Here is a 16,476-nt window from a genome sequence, read left to right as displayed (position 1 = left end):
CATGTCGTCGCGCCGCCTCATCATGCCCAGCGAGCGAAGCAAGCTCGACCCGTTCGTTGTCGCTACCGGGGACGCCAGCCCGCGCGACCAGCGCGACTTGATGGAGCGGCCGTTCTTTTCGCTCGCCAAGGCCAAGCGGACGACGCCCATCCATTATGAATCCGGCGACATCCGCGTTGAGGTTTATGCGGTTCCCGAGCATGGCATGGCGACGATCTGGGACGCCGATGTCCTGATTTGGGCAGCCAGCCAGATTGTCGAGGCCGAGAACCTCGGTCTGAAGACCTCGCGCTTCCTGCGCTTCACGCCTTACCAGCTTCTGACCGCCGTCGGGCGGCAGACCGGGGCCCGCGACTACAAGCTCCTGAAGGGAGGTCTGGCCCGCTTGCAGGCGACTGTCATCCGTACCACCATCCGGCAGGGCGAGCATTGGCGGCGTCATCAGTTCTCCTGGATCAACGAATGGGAGGAATGCGCAAGGCGCGACGGCCGCATCGAAGGCATGGAGTTTGTTCTCCCCGACTGGTTCTATCGCGGCGTCATCGATCGCTCGCTCGTTCTCACGATTGACCCTGCTTACTTCAGCCTGACGGGCGGGATCGAACGCTGGCTCTACCGCGTCGCCCGCAAGCACGCCGGCCGCCAGCCGAGAGGATGGCTGTTCGAGGTCGCGCACCTCCACGCGAAGTCGGGCAGCCTGGTGCGTGTGTCTGATTTCGCGCTGCAGATCCGGCGCATCGCCGCGCGCCAGCCGTTGCCAGGCTATCGCTTGCGCGTCGAGCGCGAGGCGCGCCGCGAGCTGCTGCGTATCGTGCCGGCCAAACTATCCACCGCCCCTGTGGACAGTGCTGTGGAAACGCTCGGGACTTCGCACGCAAACCGTATCGGGATTCCGCACGCAGCCCTATCGGGACTTCGCACGCGTGAACCGCAACTAGCGCTTTGGTCGGAAAACGAGATTCCGGGTCTTAACTTAGAGTCTAACTTAGAATCTAACTGTTGTAGTGGGGCCGCGCGTCCTGCGGATAGCGCCGACGTCCGCAATGAGCCGTCGACCAAGCACCCAAGCCAATCATCTCGGTCTCTTCTCGTCCGCAAGACGGGAGGCGAGCGATGATTGTCGCCGTGCTCAACCAAAAGGGCGGTGTCGGCAAGACCACGCTCGCTCTGCACCTTGCCGGTGAATGGGCGCTGCGCGGAAAGCGGGTGATGCTGATCGATGCTGACCCGCAGGGCTCGGCATTGGACTGGTCGCAGCAGCGGGCGCGAGAGAATGTCCCACGGCTGTTCGGCATCGTTGGCCTCGCGCGCGACACGCTCCATCGCGAGGCGCCGGAGATCGGCCGCACCGCCGATCATGTCGTCATTGACGGACCGCCGCGCGTCGCCGGATTGATGCGTTCGGCGCTGCTTGCCGCCGATCTGGTGCTGATCCCCGTGCAGCCGTCGCCGTTCGACGGCTGGGCATCGGCCGAGATGCTCGATCTGCTGCGCGAGGCTCGCATCTATCGTCCGCAGCTTGCCGCGCGCTTTGTGCTCAACCGTTGTGGTGCGCGCACGATCATCGCCCGCGAGACGGCTGAGGTTCTTGCCGATCACGACCCGCCGGTGCTCGCCAGCACCATCGGCCAACGCGTCGTCTTCGCTGACGCCGCGCAGTCCGGCCGGCTCGTCTTCGAGTTCGCCGAGCAGAACGCCGCCGCCCGCGAGATCACAGCTCTCGCTGCTGAAGTTGCGAGGTTCGCGCCATGAGCGAGCGCTCCACCAAGCGCGGTTTCGCTTCGCGTCCCGGCGATCCCGAAAGCTGGATCAAGGCTAGCGACGCACCGCCGCGCCGCGTGGATGACGGGGCCGCATTCACCGCGCGTCTGACCATCGACGTCACGCCGGCGCTACGCGGCCGCATCAAGGTCGTCGCGTTCCAGCGCGGCGTCACCGTCGCCGACATGCTGCGCGAATTGCTGGCGCGAGAGTTCCCCGCAGACACCGGAGAGCCGTCATGAACGACAATGAGGCCTTGCCGCCGCGCACCGTGCCGCCCTCCCATCGGCGCGAGGTCGCGTTCACCCATGTCGAACTGACCTGGATCGAGAAGCGGATCGAGCACTGGCTGCGCTTCGGCCGTCGTACGGAAGAGAAGATCCTCGACCGTCGCCGCAGCATCTCAAGTTTTGCACCCGGCAGCATCTTCGGCTTCGTCCGCTGGGCCTCAAACGACTATGGCACTGTCGTGTCGCGCATGGACATCGTGCGCGCCGTGGAGGCGGGTCAGCGCTATCAGACGCTGCCATTCGTCCGCCCCGGCGGCGACATCCTCCTGCGCGTCGATAGCTGGCCGAAGGTCGAGCGCGTGTTGCAGGCGATCGACGCCATCGAGGCGCTCGCCATCGATCCGGCCGACGCCGCCCCCGAATACTGGCGACATCTCCACAACCGTCTCGCCGCCGACCATGTGCCGCGCGCGTACACGCGCGAGCAACATGTCGCCTGGCTCAAGCGCCGGAGCGTCACGCCATGACCCGATTTGGCTACGTCATGGCGACGTACATTGCGGTGCTCGTCGCCGGCGGCTTGGTGTTCGTTCATCCCATGCCGCGGCTGATCTGGAACGCCACCGCGAGCACACCGATTGGGCTCTACGCGCTGCATCCGCTGGGACGGCTGCATGCTCTCGAACTGGTCGTGGTGCGGCTGCCAGAGCCCATCGCGAACGTCCTCGCCGATGGAGGCTTTCTTCCAAAAGGTGTGCCGCTGCTGAAGCACGTGATGGCGCTGCCAGGGCAAACCGTGTGCCGGTCCGGCGATGCCATCACCGTCGATCATGTCGATGTCGGCGCCGCACACGATCGCGACCATCTCGGCCGTCCGCTGCCGCGCTGGAGCGGTTGCCACACCCTCCAGCCGGGCGAAGTCTTCCTCATGAACCCGACCGTCCCGCACAGCCTGGACGGCCGCTATTTCGGCGCGCTCCCCGTCAGCTCGATCGCCGCGCGCGCGGTCCCGCTTTGGACCGACGAGGCCGGTGACGGCCGCTTCGTCTGGCGCGCCGCCACCCATTGACCTGCTTCCCAACCCGCCAAGTAAGGAGGCCTCCCATGGCGCAGATCGGCCAGTTCACCCGCGACAAGTCCACCTTCACCGGACGCGTTGAAACGCTGTTCTTCGAGCGGATTCTGATCCTCACCCCAGCCGAATCCTCGGATGCCGAGAACGCGCCGGACTACCGCATCCGCCTCGGAGACCCGGAGGGTCCAGAGATCGGCGCAGGATGGAAACGCACCGGCGAAAAGGCCGGCGAGTACGTTTCGCTCATCATTGACGACCCGGCGCTGCCGCGGCCGATCCGCGCCAATCTCTTCCAATCGGGCGACGACAAGTCGGTCTGGACGCTGAACTGGACTCGTCTGCCACAGCGCGCCGAGCGGGATTGATGCATGCAGGGTCCCGTCACGCACGCCGCCGACAAGGCGCATCGAAGCTCGATCCCCTTGCGCGCGGCAAAGCCGTCTCTTCCGTCCGGTCCGCGCAACCGTCGACCGGCCGCCGCGCACAGCGGTGGTCAAACTGGAGGTCCGTGCGCACCGCCGGTAGGCAGCAGGACGCCGCGCCGTAATGGCGGAGCCACGGCGGGCCTTGCCGTTCTCCTCCTTACCGGCCTGCTGGTGATCGGCGGGGCAATGCCGGCAGTGTCAGCAGAGAAAGTGCCGGCGCGCGGTCAACCGACGAACGATCGCTATGCCACCCATGTGGCGGAAGCCGCGCAGCGCTTTGGCATTCCGGCAGCATGGATACACGCCGTCATGCGCATCGAGAGCCATGGCGAGCGGCGCGCCGTTTCACCCAAGGGTGCGCTCGGTCTGATGCAACTCATGCCCAGGACCTGGGCGGATATGCGCGCTCGCTATGGTCTCGGGCGCGATCCCTTCGATCCCCATGACAACATCCTTGCCGGCACCGCCCTCCTCCGCGAGCTTCACGACCGCTACGGTTCGCCGGGCTTCCTTGCGGCCTACAATGCAGGCCCCGGCCGCTACGAGGATTTTCGCGATAGAGATCGTCCGCTGCCGGCGGAGACTGTCGCCTATGTTGCGGCCATCGTCCCTTTTGTCGATGCGGAGAGGGCACCAGGACCTCTTCTCCTCGCGGCCTCTTCTCGTTCATCCTGGACGCGGGCGCCGCTGTTTTTCGACCACGCTGACGGACCGCCGGCTGTCACGTCAGCGACGCCTGATCGACGAGCGCACGACAGACCCGCTGCCGTTCCAGTGCACGATCTCTCGGCGATTGCGCCGCAGTCGGAAGGCCTATTCGTCGCGCTCTCGACAACGGGACGATCGCAATGAATGCAGGGCTTCGCCGAAACCATGGGTCCAATCGATGCGCGCCCCTCAGCACCCAAGCTGCGGATATTTCGATCATCGCCGCGCAATGCCGGCTCCGCACCCCGATCCGATGCGACTTCGTGCTCAGGCGTGTCTTACCGCATTCCTGCGAAGGAGAAAGAGCAGGCGAGGGAGACCAGCACGCAACGACCGAACGAGGGCGAGATAAAAGGCCGCAATGTGCGGCTCGGTCGGTCGGTTGTTGTTGCTGGTGTTTTTCTCTGATCCGGCAATGTGCGGCTTCGGCGCGCAATGTGCGCCTCACCATCAACGCATTGCAGGGACTCTTCTTTTCGCACATTGCCGAGGCTGGCAATGGCTGAAGAGAACGATTTCCAGCCGCGGCCCGGCCGCATCCGCTCCTCGCGAAGCCAGCGCGCAAAGCCCTTCATCGCGCAGGCGCTCGCCGCCGCTCAGCGCGCCGGCGGCGGGATCTCGCGACAGGGTTTTCTGAGAAGTGCGAAGCGCTCGACCTTCGGGCGCGGCCGCGTCGCCAGCGTGCGGGCGAACCGCCTGCTCACCGGCCGTTCGCGTCTGGTGACGATCAAGACCCGCGTTGTCCGGCATAGGGCGAGATCGGCGCCGCTCACAGCTCATCTCGGCTACCTCCGGCGCGAGGGCGTCACCCGGGACGGGGAGAGGGCCCGTCTGTTCGGCCCGGACACGGAGGATGCCGATCCCAAGGCCTTTGCCGAGCGCTGTCAGGATGACCGGCACCACTTCCGTTTCATCGTCTCGCCCGTGGACGCGCCTGACATGGCCGACCTCAAGGGCTTTGCGCGCGAGCTGGTTGGCCAGATGGAGAAGGATCTGGCTACCCGACTCGACTGGGTGGGCGTTGATCACTGGAATACCCAGCACCCGCATGTCCACATCATCGTGCGCGGCGTCGCCGAAGATGGCCGGGATCTCGTCATCTCCCGCGACTACATCAAGGAGGGGATGCGCGCCCGCGCCCAGGACCTGGTCACACAGGAGCTGGGTCTGCGCTCCGATCTCGACATTCGCCGATCGCTCGAGCGCCAGGTCGAAGCCGAAAGCTGGACGCAGCTCGACCGCCAGCTTGTTCGTGACGCAGGCCGGCACGGCGTCATCGACCTTGCGCCCAATCCGGCCGAGCCGCCTGATCAGTTCCATGCGTTGAAGGTTGGCCGGCTGCGACGCTTGGAGAGCCTCGGCCTTGCGCGTCAACTCGGGCCGGGCCAATGGGTCATGGACGAGGCCACTGAAGCGACGTTGCGCGAGCTCGGCGAACGCGGCGACATTATCAAGCGCATTCACCACAGCCTGACCGAACGCGGCATCGAGCGCGGGACCGCAAGCTACGTGCTGGCGGGCGAAAGCCTCGACGTCCCTGTCATCGGGCGTCTCGTCGATCGCGGTCTCGACGACGAGCTCAGGGGGACCGTCTATGCCGTGGTCGACGGCGTAGATGGCCGCACCCATCACATCAGGCTCCCCGACCTCGACGCTGCCGGCGACAGCGCGCCAGGCTCGATCGTCGAGCTACGCAAATTCTACGACGCGCAAGGGCGGCATCGCGTGGCGCTCGCCGTCCGTTCCGATCTCTCGATTGAAGCGCAAGTCACGGCGAGCGGCGCGACATGGCTCGATCGGCAGGCCGTCGCGCGCGACCCTATGGCGCTCGGCCAGGCCGGCTTCGGTGCCGAGGTCCGCGACGCTATGCAACGGCGGGCCGAGCAGCTTATCGAGCAGGGTCTCGCCGAACGCCAGGCGCGCGGACTGATGTTCGCGAAGAACCTCATCGGCACGCTACGCCGCCGGGAGTTAGAGGATCTCGGCAAGCAGCTCGCCGCCGAGACCGGCCAGCCGTTCAACCCGTCGGCTGGCGGCGAGTATGTGGCCGGCACTTATCGGCAGCGCTTCGCGCTCGCTTCCGGCCGCTTCGCCATGATCGACGATGGTCTCGGCTTTCAGCTCGTGCCCTGGACGCCCTCACTCGAAAAGCAGCTCGGCCGGCATGTCTCTGGCGTGGCCCGCAGCGACGGCGGCATCGATTGGGGTTTTGGGCGCAACCGGGGGCTCGGCCTGTGAGCGATCCTTCCAATCACCGACGTCAGGAGAGGGCGGCCGCGATGTCCGCGACCAAGATTCTCTGGGGACAGGTCATCACGGTCTTCGCGACCGTCCTGTTGACGGTCTGGGCCGCGACGGAATGGACGGCTTGGCGGCTCGGCTTCCAGCCCCAGCTCGGAAAGCCTTGGTTCGAGCTATTGCATTTTCCGTTCTATCTCCCACCCGCCTTCTTCTGGTGGTGGTACGCCTACGATGCTTACGCGCCGTCGATCTTCATGGAGGGCGCCTATATCGCGGCATCCGGTGGCATCATCGCCGCAGCTGTCGCAATCGGCATGTCGGTCTGGCGTGCCCGCGAAGCAGAGAATGCCGAGACCTATGGCTCCGCGCGATGGGCAGAGGCAAAGGAGATCGAGCAGGCCGGATTGCTCGCGCCGGACGGTGTCGTGCTCGGCCGGTTTGAGCGCACCTATCTTCGCCATGATGGACCGGAGCATGTTCTGTGTTTCGCGCCGACCCGGAGCGGCAAGGGCGTCGGCCTCGTCATCCCGTCGCTCCTGACGTGGCCGGGGTCGGCCATCGTCCACGATATCAAGGGGGAGAACTGGCAGCTCACCGCCGGCTTTCGCGCGCGCCACGGCCGCGTCCTTCTGTTCGACCCGACCAACCCAAAGTCCTCGGCCTACAATCCGCTGCTGGAGGTCCGCCGTGGCGAGTGGGAGGTGCGCGACGTCCAGAACATCGCCGACATTCTGGTGGACCCGGAGGGCAGCCTCGAGAAGCGGAACCACTGGGAGAAAACCAGTCACGCGCTCCTGGTCGGCGCGATTCTCCACGTCCTCTATGCCGAGCAGGACAAAACCCTCGCCGGCGTCGCAGCCTTTCTGTCCGATCCCAAGCGACCGATCGAGTCGACGCTTGCCGCAATGATGCGGACGGCGCATCTCGGCGAGGCCGGCGTCCATCCTGTCGTCGCTTCCGCCGCGCGCGAGCTACTGAACAAGTCCGGCAACGAACGATCCGGCGTCTTGAGCACTGCGATGTCGTTCCTGGGCCTCTACCGAGATCCGGTGGTGGCGGAGGTGACGCGACGCTGCGACTGGCGGATCACCGACATCGTCGGCGGAGAGCGAGCGACCACGCTGTACCTCGTGGTGCCGCCCTCGGACATCAACCGCACCAAGCCGCTGATCCGATTGATCCTCAATCAGATCGGCCGCCGTCTGACCGAGGATCTGCAGGCCAAGGCCGGCCGTCGTCGGCTTCTCCTGATGCTCGACGAATTCCCGGCGCTCGGCCGGCTCGACTTCTTCGAGTCTGCGCTGGCGTTCATGGCGGGGTACGGCATCAAGAGCTTCCTGATCGCGCAATCGCTGAACCAGATCGAGAAGGCTTACGGGCCCAACAACTCGATTCTCGACAACTGTCACGTCCGGGTCAGCTTCGCGACCAACGACGAGCGGACCGCGAAGCGGGTGAGCGACGCGCTCGGCACCGCGACCGAGATGAAGGCGATGAAGAACTATGCCGGAAGCCGGCTCGCGCCTTGGCTGGGCCACCTGATGGTGTCGCGGTCGGAGACTGCCCGCCCGCTGCTCACGCCCGGCGAGATGATGCAGCTGCCGCCATCGGACGAGATCGTCATGATGTCGGGTCTCCATCCGATCCGGGCGAAGAAGGCGCGCTATTACGAGGATGGACGCTTCCAGGAGCGCATCATGGCGCCGCCGACGCTGTCCAAACCCAATGGCGGCCGGCCGGACGACTGGAGTTCACGGCCACTGCCGCCGCGTCCAACGGCATCAGAGAGGTCGACCGACGACCAGACGGACGACGAAGATCCAAAGACCGCCGACCGCCGGCGGCAGCCGGAACTGAATCGAGACATCGTGGAAAAGAAGGAACCGCTCGACAACGAGTTCGCGTCTGATCTCGCCGACGAGGCCGATGAAGCAGCCCCGCGGATCAGGCGCATGACCGACATGCAGGGCGTCGCGCGCCAAGCGTCGCTCGATCCCGGCGACGATCTCGGATTGTGAGGCAGGCATGACCGCGCCGAAGAAGAAGGCCCAGATGTCGGTCTATCTCGATCCTGACGTCATGAAGGCGCTGTCAGCCTACGCCGCCCGGCGCGAGCAGTCGCTGTCGCTCATCGCGGAAGCCGCCATCGCGTCCTTTCTGTCACCGGACGCCGATGAACGGCGTGAAGCTGCTATTGCCAAGCGCATCGAGCAGGTCGACCGCCGAATCGCGCGGCTTGAGCGGGATGTCGGGATTTCGATCGAGACCATCGCTCTCTTCATCCGCTTTTGGCTCACAACAACACCGCCACTCCCCGAACCGGCCGCCAAGGCCGCAAGAGCACAGGCCGGCGCGCGTTATGATAATTTCGTCGCCGCATTAGGGCGGCGGCTCAATCAAGGGCCGAAGCTCCGGCAGGAGATCCCGGAGGATGTTCAGAAGACTGGGGCGTTTCAGGGTGACTAGCCGCGCATCTGGATCGAAGTCTGCAGGAAACCTGCGTGCGCCGCGAAAAAGGTCCGCCGATATGTAGAATAGAGCGAATATGAGGTCGTTCGTTTTCACTGCGATAAGAACCCCTCGGGGCTCTCCCTGAGGAAGGTATTCGCCGAAGAGTGCCGTGATCCGTCGACCCACCCATGACCGGACAACGGCAAATCCGCAAACGGATAAGGCGCAAGGGACATCTGGAGTGCACTTCTTATGACGCTCGACGGCGATATTTCCTTCAGAGCCGCTCGCCGCGAAGACGCGGAGACGGTTTTCAACATCACGAAGGCGTCGATCGACGGCCTTGCACGCGCGTCCTATTCTCGCAATCAAATCGAGAATTGGATGGGTGAGCGTACACCGGCATTTTACGAAGAGCTCATCGCCAAGGGGCGAATGACCGTGTGTCTGCGCGGGGGCATTGTGGTCGGATTTGTCGATGCAGAGCCTGGCGAAGTAACACGCCTATTTATGTCGCCAGAAGCTGCTGGCGCCGGACTGGGGCGGCGGCTGCTCGAGATCGGCATTGTCCAGGCACGGTTGGGCCATAACGGTCCAGTGAGGCTCGAAGCGACGATCAATGCCGAAGGTTTCTATCAAAAGCATGGCTTTAGAAGCATAGGTAGAGGTCACTTTTCTCACGGTCGCGGTGGCGAGCCTATCGAGATCGTGCATATGGAATTGTGAACTTCGACCTCTTGCTGCGTCTGTTGCGACAGCACACGTGGCGATCGCCGGCTTCCGCATACGCCTGCTCTTCGGCCGCATGGGCGCTATTTCGAACTCCGCCTCCGCGGTCTGCGCCAAGTAAACACACTCGACTCCAATACGCTGTGTCGCCGGGACGGCGGCGAATCGACATGCGCCACCCTTGCTGGCGATCACATCGCGTGCTTGAGAGATACGACAGCGCAAATATTTTTTCTCTGCTCTACGCTGGCTCCTTACGACGGCTGAATACTTGTTGAACTGACGCGTCTCCTGCCTTTTCTATCCATCCCCATCGCCGATCGCTTGCCGCGATTGGCCTTCGGGGGACGATCGTGGCGGGCACTTCACACCATTCGGAAGCCTTTTCGCGTGGCGCGCGCATGCTGCGGACTGCGCTGGGCCCCGCGATAGCCAGCTTCCTCGAAGACCCCTCGATCGTCGAGGTGATGCTCAACCCCGATGGACGGCTCTGGATCGACCGGCTGTCCGGCGGGCTCGAGGATAGCGGACGAATGATGTCCGCCGCCGACGGCGAGCGGATCGTGCGCCTGGTTGCGCACCATGTCGGTGCTGAGGTGCATGCCGAGAGGCCGCGCGTCTCGGCCGAGCTTCCCGAGACGGGGGAGAGGTTCGAGGGGCTTCTCCCGCCTGTCGTTGCGGCGCCGGCCTTTGCGATCCGCAAGCCCGCCGTTGCTGTCTTCACTCTGGATGATTACGCGGCGGCCGGCATCATGACGGCGGGCCAGGCGGGCATGCTCCGCGAAGCCGTCGCCGCCCGCAAGAACATCCTGGTCGCCGGCGGCACCTCGACCGGCAAGACCACGCTGACAAACGCACTGCTGGCCGAGATCGCCGGCACCACCGATCGCGTGGTCCTGATCGAGGATACGCGTGAGCTGCAATGCTGCGCGCCCAATCTGGTCGCGCTGCGCACCAAGGACGGCGTGGCGTCGTTGTCCGATCTGGTCCGGTCCTCGCTGCGTCTACGCCCCGACCGGATTCCGATCGGTGAGGTGCGGGGCAGCGAAGCCCTGGAGCTCCTCAAAGCCTGGGGCACGGGCCACCCCGGTGGGATCGGAACGATTCACGCCGGCACGGCACTGGGCGCGCTTCGTCGCCTTGAGCAACTCATCCAGGAAGCCGTCCTCACCGTTCCCAAGGCGCTGATCGCCGAGACCATCGATCTCGTCGCGGTGCTGCGCGGCCGCGGCAGCGAACGCCGCCTCGCCGAACTTGCTCTCGTCGCCGGCCTCGATCCCGCCACCGGCGATTACCGCGTCCAGTCGGCCGGGGCGGGCGGCCAATCCTCGCTTCCCAAGGACCCGTCATGATCCAGTTGCCTCCCGCGATCCGTCACGTTCGCCGCCGCTTCATCGACCTCACGGCGATTGCCTTCATGTCCATCGCTGTCGCGCCCGCGGCCTACGCCTCCGGCTCCTCGATGCCGTGGGAGACGCCGCTCAATCAGATCCTGGAGTCGGTGCAAGGTCCGGTCGCGAAGATCATGTCGGTCATCATCATCACTGTGACCGGCCTGACGCTCGCGTTCGGCGATAGCTCGGGCGGCTTCCGCCGGCTGATCCAGATCGTGTTCGGCCTGTCGATCGCCTTCGCCGCGTCGAGCTTTTTCATGTCCTTCTTCAGCTTCTCCGGCGGAGCCCTGGTGTGATGGCGGCGATCGTCGATCCAGACGTGCCGGGCTTCTTCGCGCCGGTCCATCGCGCGCTCACCGATCCGATCCTGATGGGCGGGGCGCCCCGCACCGTTGCGATCGCCAACGGCACGTTGGCGGCCGCCATCGCGCTCGGCCTCCGCCTCTGGATCCCCGGCGCGCTGATGTGGGCCGTGGGCCATGCCGCCGCCGTCTGGGCGGCCAAGCGCGACCCGCAGTTCGTGGACGTCGTTCGACGCCACCTCCGCTATCCATCCTTTCTCGGCGTATGAGGCTTCCATGCTAAACCTCGCCGAATACCGCAGCCGGCCCGCCAGTCTTGCCGACTTCCTGCCTTGGGCCGCCTTGGTCGCGCAAGGCGTCGTCCTCAACAAGGACGGTGCGTTCCAGCGCACCGCGCGCTTCCGTGGTCCGGATCTCGACAGCGCGACGCCGGCCGAGCTGGTCGGCGTGACGGCCCGCCTCAACAACGCGCTCCGCCGTCTCGGCTCAGGCTGGGCGATCTTTGTCGAGGCCCAGCGCATCGCCGCCCAAACCTATCCGCACGACAGCTTTCCCGACGCCGCATCAGCGCTGGTCGATCTGGAGCGGCAGGACGCCTTCGAGGAGGCCGGTGCGCATTTCGAGAGCCGCTATTACCTGACCTTCGCCTGGCTCCCGCCCGCCGAGGACGCTTCGCGCGTTGAAGCCTGGCTCTATGAGGGCCGCGCCCAGCGCGGCGTCGATCCTCACGAGCTGCTACGCGGCTTCGTCGATCGCACGAACCGCGTGCTGCAACTGGTCGAAGGGTTCATGCCGGAGGCGGCGTGGCTCGATGACGGCGAGACGCTGACCTACCTGCATTCGACCATCTCGACCCGGCAACAGCGGGTACGCGTCCCCGAGACGCCGATGCATCTCGACGCGTTGCTCGCGGACGAGCCGCTCGCCGGCGGCCTCGAGCCGCGCCTCGGCCGCCATCATCTTCGTACACTCACCGTGGTCGGCTTTCCGACCGCGACTCACCCTGGAATTCTCGACGAGCTGAACCGGCTCGCCTTCCCCTACCGCTGGTCGACCCGCGCGATCCTCCTCGACAAGACCGAGGCGGTGAAACTGCTGACCAAGATCCGCCGGCAGTGGTTCGCTAAGCGCAAGTCGATTGCCGCCATCGTCAAGGAGGTCATGACCAACGAGGCCTCGACGCTGGTCGATAGCGATGCGGCGAACAAGGCCGCCGATGCCGATCTCGCACTTCAGGAGCTGGGCACTGACGACGTCGGCCAAGCCTACGTCACCGCGACCGTCACCGTCTGGGACGAGGATCCCGGTCTGGCCGCTGAGAAGCTTCGCCTTGTCGAGAAGGTGATCCAGGGGCGGGACTTCACCTGCATGCCGGAAGGGGTGAATGCGCTCGACGCCTGGCTTGGCTCTCTGCCGGGGCACGCCTACGCCAACGTCCGTCAGCCGCCGCTCTCGACAGTGAACCTGGCCCACATGATTCCGCTTTCAGCGGTCTGGGCCGGACCCGACCGCGATGAGCATCTCCGCAGCTCCCCGCTCTTCTTCGGCAAGACCGAAGGCTCGACACCGTTCCGCTTCTCGCTGCATGTCGGCGACGTCGGCCACACCCTGATCGTCGGTCCGACCGGCGCCGGCAAGTCCGTGCTGCTGGCGCTGATGGCGATCCAGTTCCGGCGCTACCGGAAAAGCCAGATCTTCGCCTTCGATTTCGGCGGTTCGATCCGCACCGCCGCGCTTGCCATGGGCGGCGACTGGCACGACCTCGGCGGAAGTCTGTCGAACAGTGCGGAGGACTCCGTCGCTCTTCAACCGCTCGCACGCATCGGCGATGCGGCGGAGCGCGCCTGGGCCGCCGAATGGGTGACCGCGATCCTCGCCAAGGAAGGCATCACCATCGATCCGACCGCGAAGGAGCATGTCTGGTCGGCGTTGACTTCGCTGGCGTCCTCGCCGGTCGAGGAACGCACGATCACTGGACTGGCGGTCCTGTTGCAATCAACCGCGCTCAAGCAGGCGCTGCAACCTTATTGTGTCGGCGGCCCCTCCGGTCGGCTGCTCGACGCGGAGGCCGAGCAGCTCGGTTTTTCGTCGGTCCAGGCGTTCGAGACCGAGGGCCTGATCGGCGCTGGCGCTGCGCCTGCCGTCCTCACCTACCTCTTCCATCGCATCGAGGGACGGCTCGACGGCCGGCCGACCCTCCTCATCATCGACGAGGGTTGGCTCGTCCTCGACGATCCGGCCTTCGCGCAGCAGCTCAGGGAGTGGCTGAAGACGCTACGGAAGAAGAACGCGTCCGTCGTCTTCGCTACCCAATCGCTCTCCGACATCGATGGCAGCAATATCGCGCCGGCGATCGTCGAGAGCTGCCCGACGCGCATCTTCCTGCCGAACGAACGTGCGATCGAACCGCAGATCACCGCCGTCTACCAGCGGTTCGGTCTAAACGACCGCCAGATCGAGATCATCGCACGCGCGACGCCGAAGCGGGATTATTACTGCCAGTCTCGCCGCGGCAATCGGCTCTTCGAGCTGGGGCTCGGGCCGGTTGCGCTCGCCTTCTGCGCCGCATCGTCCAAGTCCGACCATGCTGCAATCGAACGGCTGCTCGCCGAGTATGGCCACGACGACTTCACGTCCGCCTGGCTCGCGGATCACGAGCTGCTCTGGGCCGCCGATCTGATCCCTGACCTGACAAACCTGGAGGTGCAATCATGACCGCCCTGAAGATGCGGCGCGCAAGCTCGGTCGCCGCGACCGCTTTCTCGCTCGCATTATCGATCTCGCCGCCTTTGACGACGCAGGCTAGCGCGCAGTGGATCGTCTACGACCCCACCAACTTCAGCCAGAACGTGCTGACCGCGGCGCGCGAGCTGCAGCAGATCAACAATCAGATCCAGATGCTGACCAATCAGGCCCAGAGCCTGGTGAACCAGGGAAAGAACCTCGCCAGCCTGCCGTTGTCGACGTTGACCCAGCTCCAGGCACAGGTCGCACGGACCCAGTCGCTGCTGAGTCAGGCCCAGAACATCGCCTTCAATGTCGAACGCATCCAGACGGCGTACTCCACAAGTTACGGCACGGCGGCAGCTACGGGCTCCAATGCGACGATGTTTGCCGCGGCGCAAAGCCGTTGGCAAAACTCGGTTGGCGCGTTCGAAGACTCGCTGAAGGTGCAGGCCGGCGTCGTCGGCAATATCTCGACCAACTCCAGTGCCATGAGCTCGCTGGTTACCGCCAGCCAGTCGGCAAGCGGCGCCCTGCAGGCCGCGCAAGCCGGCAACCAGCTCCTTGCCCTGCACTCCCAGCAGCTCTCCGACCTTGTCGCGGTTCTCGCCGCGAAGGGACGGGCGGACGCGCTGGAGCAGGCGCGCGTAACGGCGGCCGAGTCGCAGGGTCAGCAGCAATACAAGATCTTCTCGACGCGCAGCGGCTATCAGCCCGGCAACGTCACCATGTTCAGCGGCAACTGAGGCACAGGCCATGGAGCGCTCGGATATTCTTCGCGCAGGCGCGATGATCATCGTGTTTGTGCTTTTCCTCGTCGCGCTGCACGTCATCCATCGGCGTCCAGCTGAGCGGCCAGTGTCCGACGCCCCCTCTGCCTCCACTCCCGATGATCTCTCGGCCGAGCTGCTCCGCTGCGCTGAGCTTGGACCCCAGGATGCCGAAGATCCGCACTGCCAGGCGGTTTGGAAGGAGAACCGCGCGCGCTTCTTCGGCAGGCCGGCGCGGCCACTTCTGCCGCAGGCCGCGCCGGCCACGCCGCCGACGACGAGCACTCCGCAGGGAGAGAAGCCATGAACAATGTCGGCGTTATCGACACCTTCCTCAATACCTTCACGACCTACATCGATTCGGGTTTCGGCCTGGTCAAAGGTGAGGTCACGTACCTTTCGTCGACGTTGATCGTCATCGACATCACATTGGCCGGCCTGTTCTGGGCCTGGGGCGCAGACGAAGACATCCTGCAGCGGCTGGTGAAGAAGACGCTCTACATCGGGTTCTTTGCCTTCGTCATCACCAACTTCAACAACCTCTCAGGCGTCATCTTCAACAGTTTCGCCGGCCTCGGCCTGAAGGCCGGCGGCTCGTCGATCTCGACAGCGGATTTCCTGCGGCCCGGCAGGCTCGCGCAGGTCGGGCTCGACGCCGGGCAGCCGCTGCTCGACGCCGCAAGCCAGATGATGGGCTTCACCAGCTTCTTTGCGAACTTCGTCCAGATCGCCGTGCTGATGGTGTCCTGGCTCCTGGTGCTGATCGCCTTCTTCATTCTTGCAGTGCAGTTGTTCGTCACGCTGATCGAGTTCAAGCTGACGACGCTCGCCGGTTTCATCCTCATCCCGTTCGCTCTCTTCAATAAAACCGCTTTCCTCGCTGAGAAGGTGCTGGGCAACGTCGTCGCCTCCGGCGTCAAGGTCATGGTGCTCGCCGTCATCGTCGGCATCGGCACCGGGCTCTTCTCCCAATTCACCACCACCTATGCCGGCGGCCAGCCGACCATCGAGCAAACGCTCTCTGTCGTGCTGGCGGCACTCGCCATGCTCGGCCTCGGCATCTTCGGTCCCGGCATCGCCACCGGGCTTGTGTCGGGCGCGCCGCAGCTTGGCGCCGGCGCTGTAGTGGGGACGGGTCTCGCTGTTGCCGGCACGGCGTTAGCGGGCGGAGCTGCGCTTGGGCTGGCGGGGCGGGGAGCAATGGCCGCGACCTCTGGTGCTGCGGCCGCCGCGCGCGGTGGTGCCGCGATGGCGGGCGGCATGTCGTCGGCCTACAGTCTCGCATCAGCCGGTCGGTCCGGCGCCGGCGGCGTCGCGTCTGGTCTCGGCGGCGCGGGCCGTGCGGCGGCTAGTCACGCGGCAGCTCCCGTCAGACGCGCCGCTGCAAAAGCGGCAGGGACGATGACGGAGAGCTACACCTCCGGCGCTCGGGCCGGTGTCGCCAACACGGGTGGCTCCTCGACGATGGGGACCATTGCGAGCGGCGAGGCCGCAAACACTGGAGCCGCATCTCAAGCAGCAAGCGAGAGCGGTGCTCCCGCCTGGGCCCGGCGCGTCAAGCGCAATCAGACCGTCATTCACGGCGCTCAGACCGCCGCGCAAGCCCTCAAATCCGGCGACAGCCATGGCGGCGGCCACGCCGTCGACCTCTCGGGAGGAGAATAAG

18 protein-coding genes are annotated in these 16,476 nt (G+C 65.4%); all 18 read left to right on the top strand.

Annotated elements, in window-relative coordinates:
- Window position 1 precedes the first annotated feature (1 nt).
- On the top strand, window positions 2-1,117 hold the full coding sequence (locus JJE66_RS07405) for a replication initiator protein A (RefSeq protein WP_200513501.1): 1,116 nt from the start codon (window positions 2-4) through the stop codon (window positions 1,115-1,117).
- Window positions 1,114-1,752 (top strand): ParA family partition ATPase, encoded by a 639-nt coding sequence (gene parA / locus JJE66_RS07400; protein ID WP_200513500.1) that lies wholly within the window; start codon window positions 1,114-1,116, stop codon window positions 1,750-1,752. Before JJE66_RS07405 ends, parA begins: the two co-directional genes overlap by 4 nt.
- The gene (locus JJE66_RS07395; protein WP_200513499.1) at window positions 1,749-2,003 is read left to right on the top strand and encodes a hypothetical protein; all 255 of its coding nucleotides are present in this window, start codon (window positions 1,749-1,751) and stop codon (window positions 2,001-2,003) included. Before parA ends, JJE66_RS07395 begins: the two co-directional genes overlap by 4 nt.
- Window positions 2,000-2,518: a DUF2840 domain-containing protein gene (locus JJE66_RS07390; RefSeq protein WP_200513498.1), complete on the top strand. Its 519-nt coding sequence runs from the start codon at window positions 2,000-2,002 to the stop codon at window positions 2,516-2,518. The genes JJE66_RS07395 and JJE66_RS07390 overlap by 4 nt, the downstream gene beginning before the upstream one ends.
- The gene (locus JJE66_RS07385; protein WP_200513497.1) at window positions 2,515-3,060 is read left to right on the top strand and encodes a S26 family signal peptidase; all 546 of its coding nucleotides are present in this window, start codon (window positions 2,515-2,517) and stop codon (window positions 3,058-3,060) included. The genes JJE66_RS07390 and JJE66_RS07385 overlap by 4 nt, the downstream gene beginning before the upstream one ends.
- A 35-nt stretch (window positions 3,061-3,095) precedes the next feature.
- The gene (locus JJE66_RS07380; RefSeq protein ID WP_200513496.1) at window positions 3,096-3,431 is read left to right on the top strand and encodes a DUF736 domain-containing protein; all 336 of its coding nucleotides are present in this window, start codon (window positions 3,096-3,098) and stop codon (window positions 3,429-3,431) included.
- Window positions 3,432-3,677: 246 nt separating this feature from the next.
- On the top strand, window positions 3,678-4,343 hold the full coding sequence (locus tag JJE66_RS07375) for a lytic transglycosylase domain-containing protein (protein ID WP_200513494.1): 666 nt from the start codon (window positions 3,678-3,680) through the stop codon (window positions 4,341-4,343).
- 354 nt (window positions 4,344-4,697) lie between these two features.
- The gene (locus JJE66_RS07370) at window positions 4,698-6,437 is read left to right on the top strand and encodes a VirD2 family relaxase/mobilization nuclease (protein ID WP_200513492.1); all 1,740 of its coding nucleotides are present in this window, start codon (window positions 4,698-4,700) and stop codon (window positions 6,435-6,437) included.
- A 41-nt stretch (window positions 6,438-6,478) separates the two neighbouring features.
- Window positions 6,479-8,458: a conjugal transfer protein TraG gene (locus JJE66_RS07365; RefSeq protein ID WP_200513491.1), complete on the top strand. Its 1,980-nt coding sequence runs from the start codon at window positions 6,479-6,481 to the stop codon at window positions 8,456-8,458.
- Between the two features lie 7 nt (window positions 8,459-8,465).
- A complete protein-coding gene (locus JJE66_RS07360; protein WP_200513489.1) occupies window positions 8,466-8,906 on the top strand; it encodes a CopG family transcriptional regulator in 441 nt (146 codons plus the stop codon).
- Window positions 8,907-9,143: 237 nt separating this feature from the next.
- Window positions 9,144-9,617: a GNAT family N-acetyltransferase gene (locus JJE66_RS07355; protein WP_200513487.1), complete on the top strand. Its 474-nt coding sequence runs from the start codon at window positions 9,144-9,146 to the stop codon at window positions 9,615-9,617.
- 356 nt (window positions 9,618-9,973) lie between these two features.
- Window positions 9,974-10,972: a P-type conjugative transfer ATPase TrbB gene (gene trbB, locus JJE66_RS07350; protein WP_200513485.1), complete on the top strand. Its 999-nt coding sequence runs from the start codon at window positions 9,974-9,976 to the stop codon at window positions 10,970-10,972.
- The gene (locus tag JJE66_RS07345) at window positions 10,969-11,310 is read left to right on the top strand and encodes a TrbC/VirB2 family protein (protein WP_200513483.1); all 342 of its coding nucleotides are present in this window, start codon (window positions 10,969-10,971) and stop codon (window positions 11,308-11,310) included. Before trbB ends, JJE66_RS07345 begins: the two co-directional genes overlap by 4 nt.
- Window positions 11,310-11,585 carry a VirB3 family type IV secretion system protein gene (locus tag JJE66_RS07340; RefSeq protein WP_200513481.1) on the top strand — a complete coding sequence of 92 codons (276 nt, stop codon included), beginning with the start codon at window positions 11,310-11,312 and terminating at the stop codon, window positions 11,583-11,585. The genes JJE66_RS07345 and JJE66_RS07340 overlap by 1 nt, the downstream gene beginning before the upstream one ends.
- 7 nt (window positions 11,586-11,592) lie before the next feature.
- Entirely contained in the window at window positions 11,593-14,031 is a 2,439-nt protein-coding gene (gene trbE, locus JJE66_RS07335) for a conjugal transfer protein TrbE (protein ID WP_200513478.1), read from the top strand.
- Window positions 14,028-14,786 carry a P-type conjugative transfer protein TrbJ gene (trbJ, locus tag JJE66_RS07330; protein ID WP_200513477.1) on the top strand — a complete coding sequence of 253 codons (759 nt, stop codon included), beginning with the start codon at window positions 14,028-14,030 and terminating at the stop codon, window positions 14,784-14,786. The genes trbE and trbJ overlap by 4 nt, the downstream gene beginning before the upstream one ends.
- Window positions 14,787-14,796: 10 nt before the next feature.
- Complete coding sequence (gene trbK-alt, locus JJE66_RS07325) at window positions 14,797-15,117, top strand: putative entry exclusion protein TrbK-alt (protein ID WP_200513476.1); 321 nt, start codon at window positions 14,797-14,799, stop codon at window positions 15,115-15,117.
- Window positions 15,114-16,475, top strand: coding sequence for a P-type conjugative transfer protein TrbL (gene trbL / locus JJE66_RS07320; RefSeq protein ID WP_200513475.1), 1,362 nt, complete (start codon window positions 15,114-15,116; stop codon window positions 16,473-16,475). The genes trbK-alt and trbL overlap by 4 nt, the downstream gene beginning before the upstream one ends.
- Window position 16,476: the final 1 nt, after the last annotated feature.

Origin of the sequence: Bradyrhizobium diazoefficiens, assembly GCF_016612535.1 — a bacterium.
GTDB classification, from domain to species: domain Bacteria; phylum Pseudomonadota; class Alphaproteobacteria; order Rhizobiales; family Xanthobacteraceae; genus Bradyrhizobium; species Bradyrhizobium diazoefficiens_C.
Note: the sequence above shows the minus strand (reverse complement) of the source record. Positions and strands in the feature narration are given on the sequence as shown.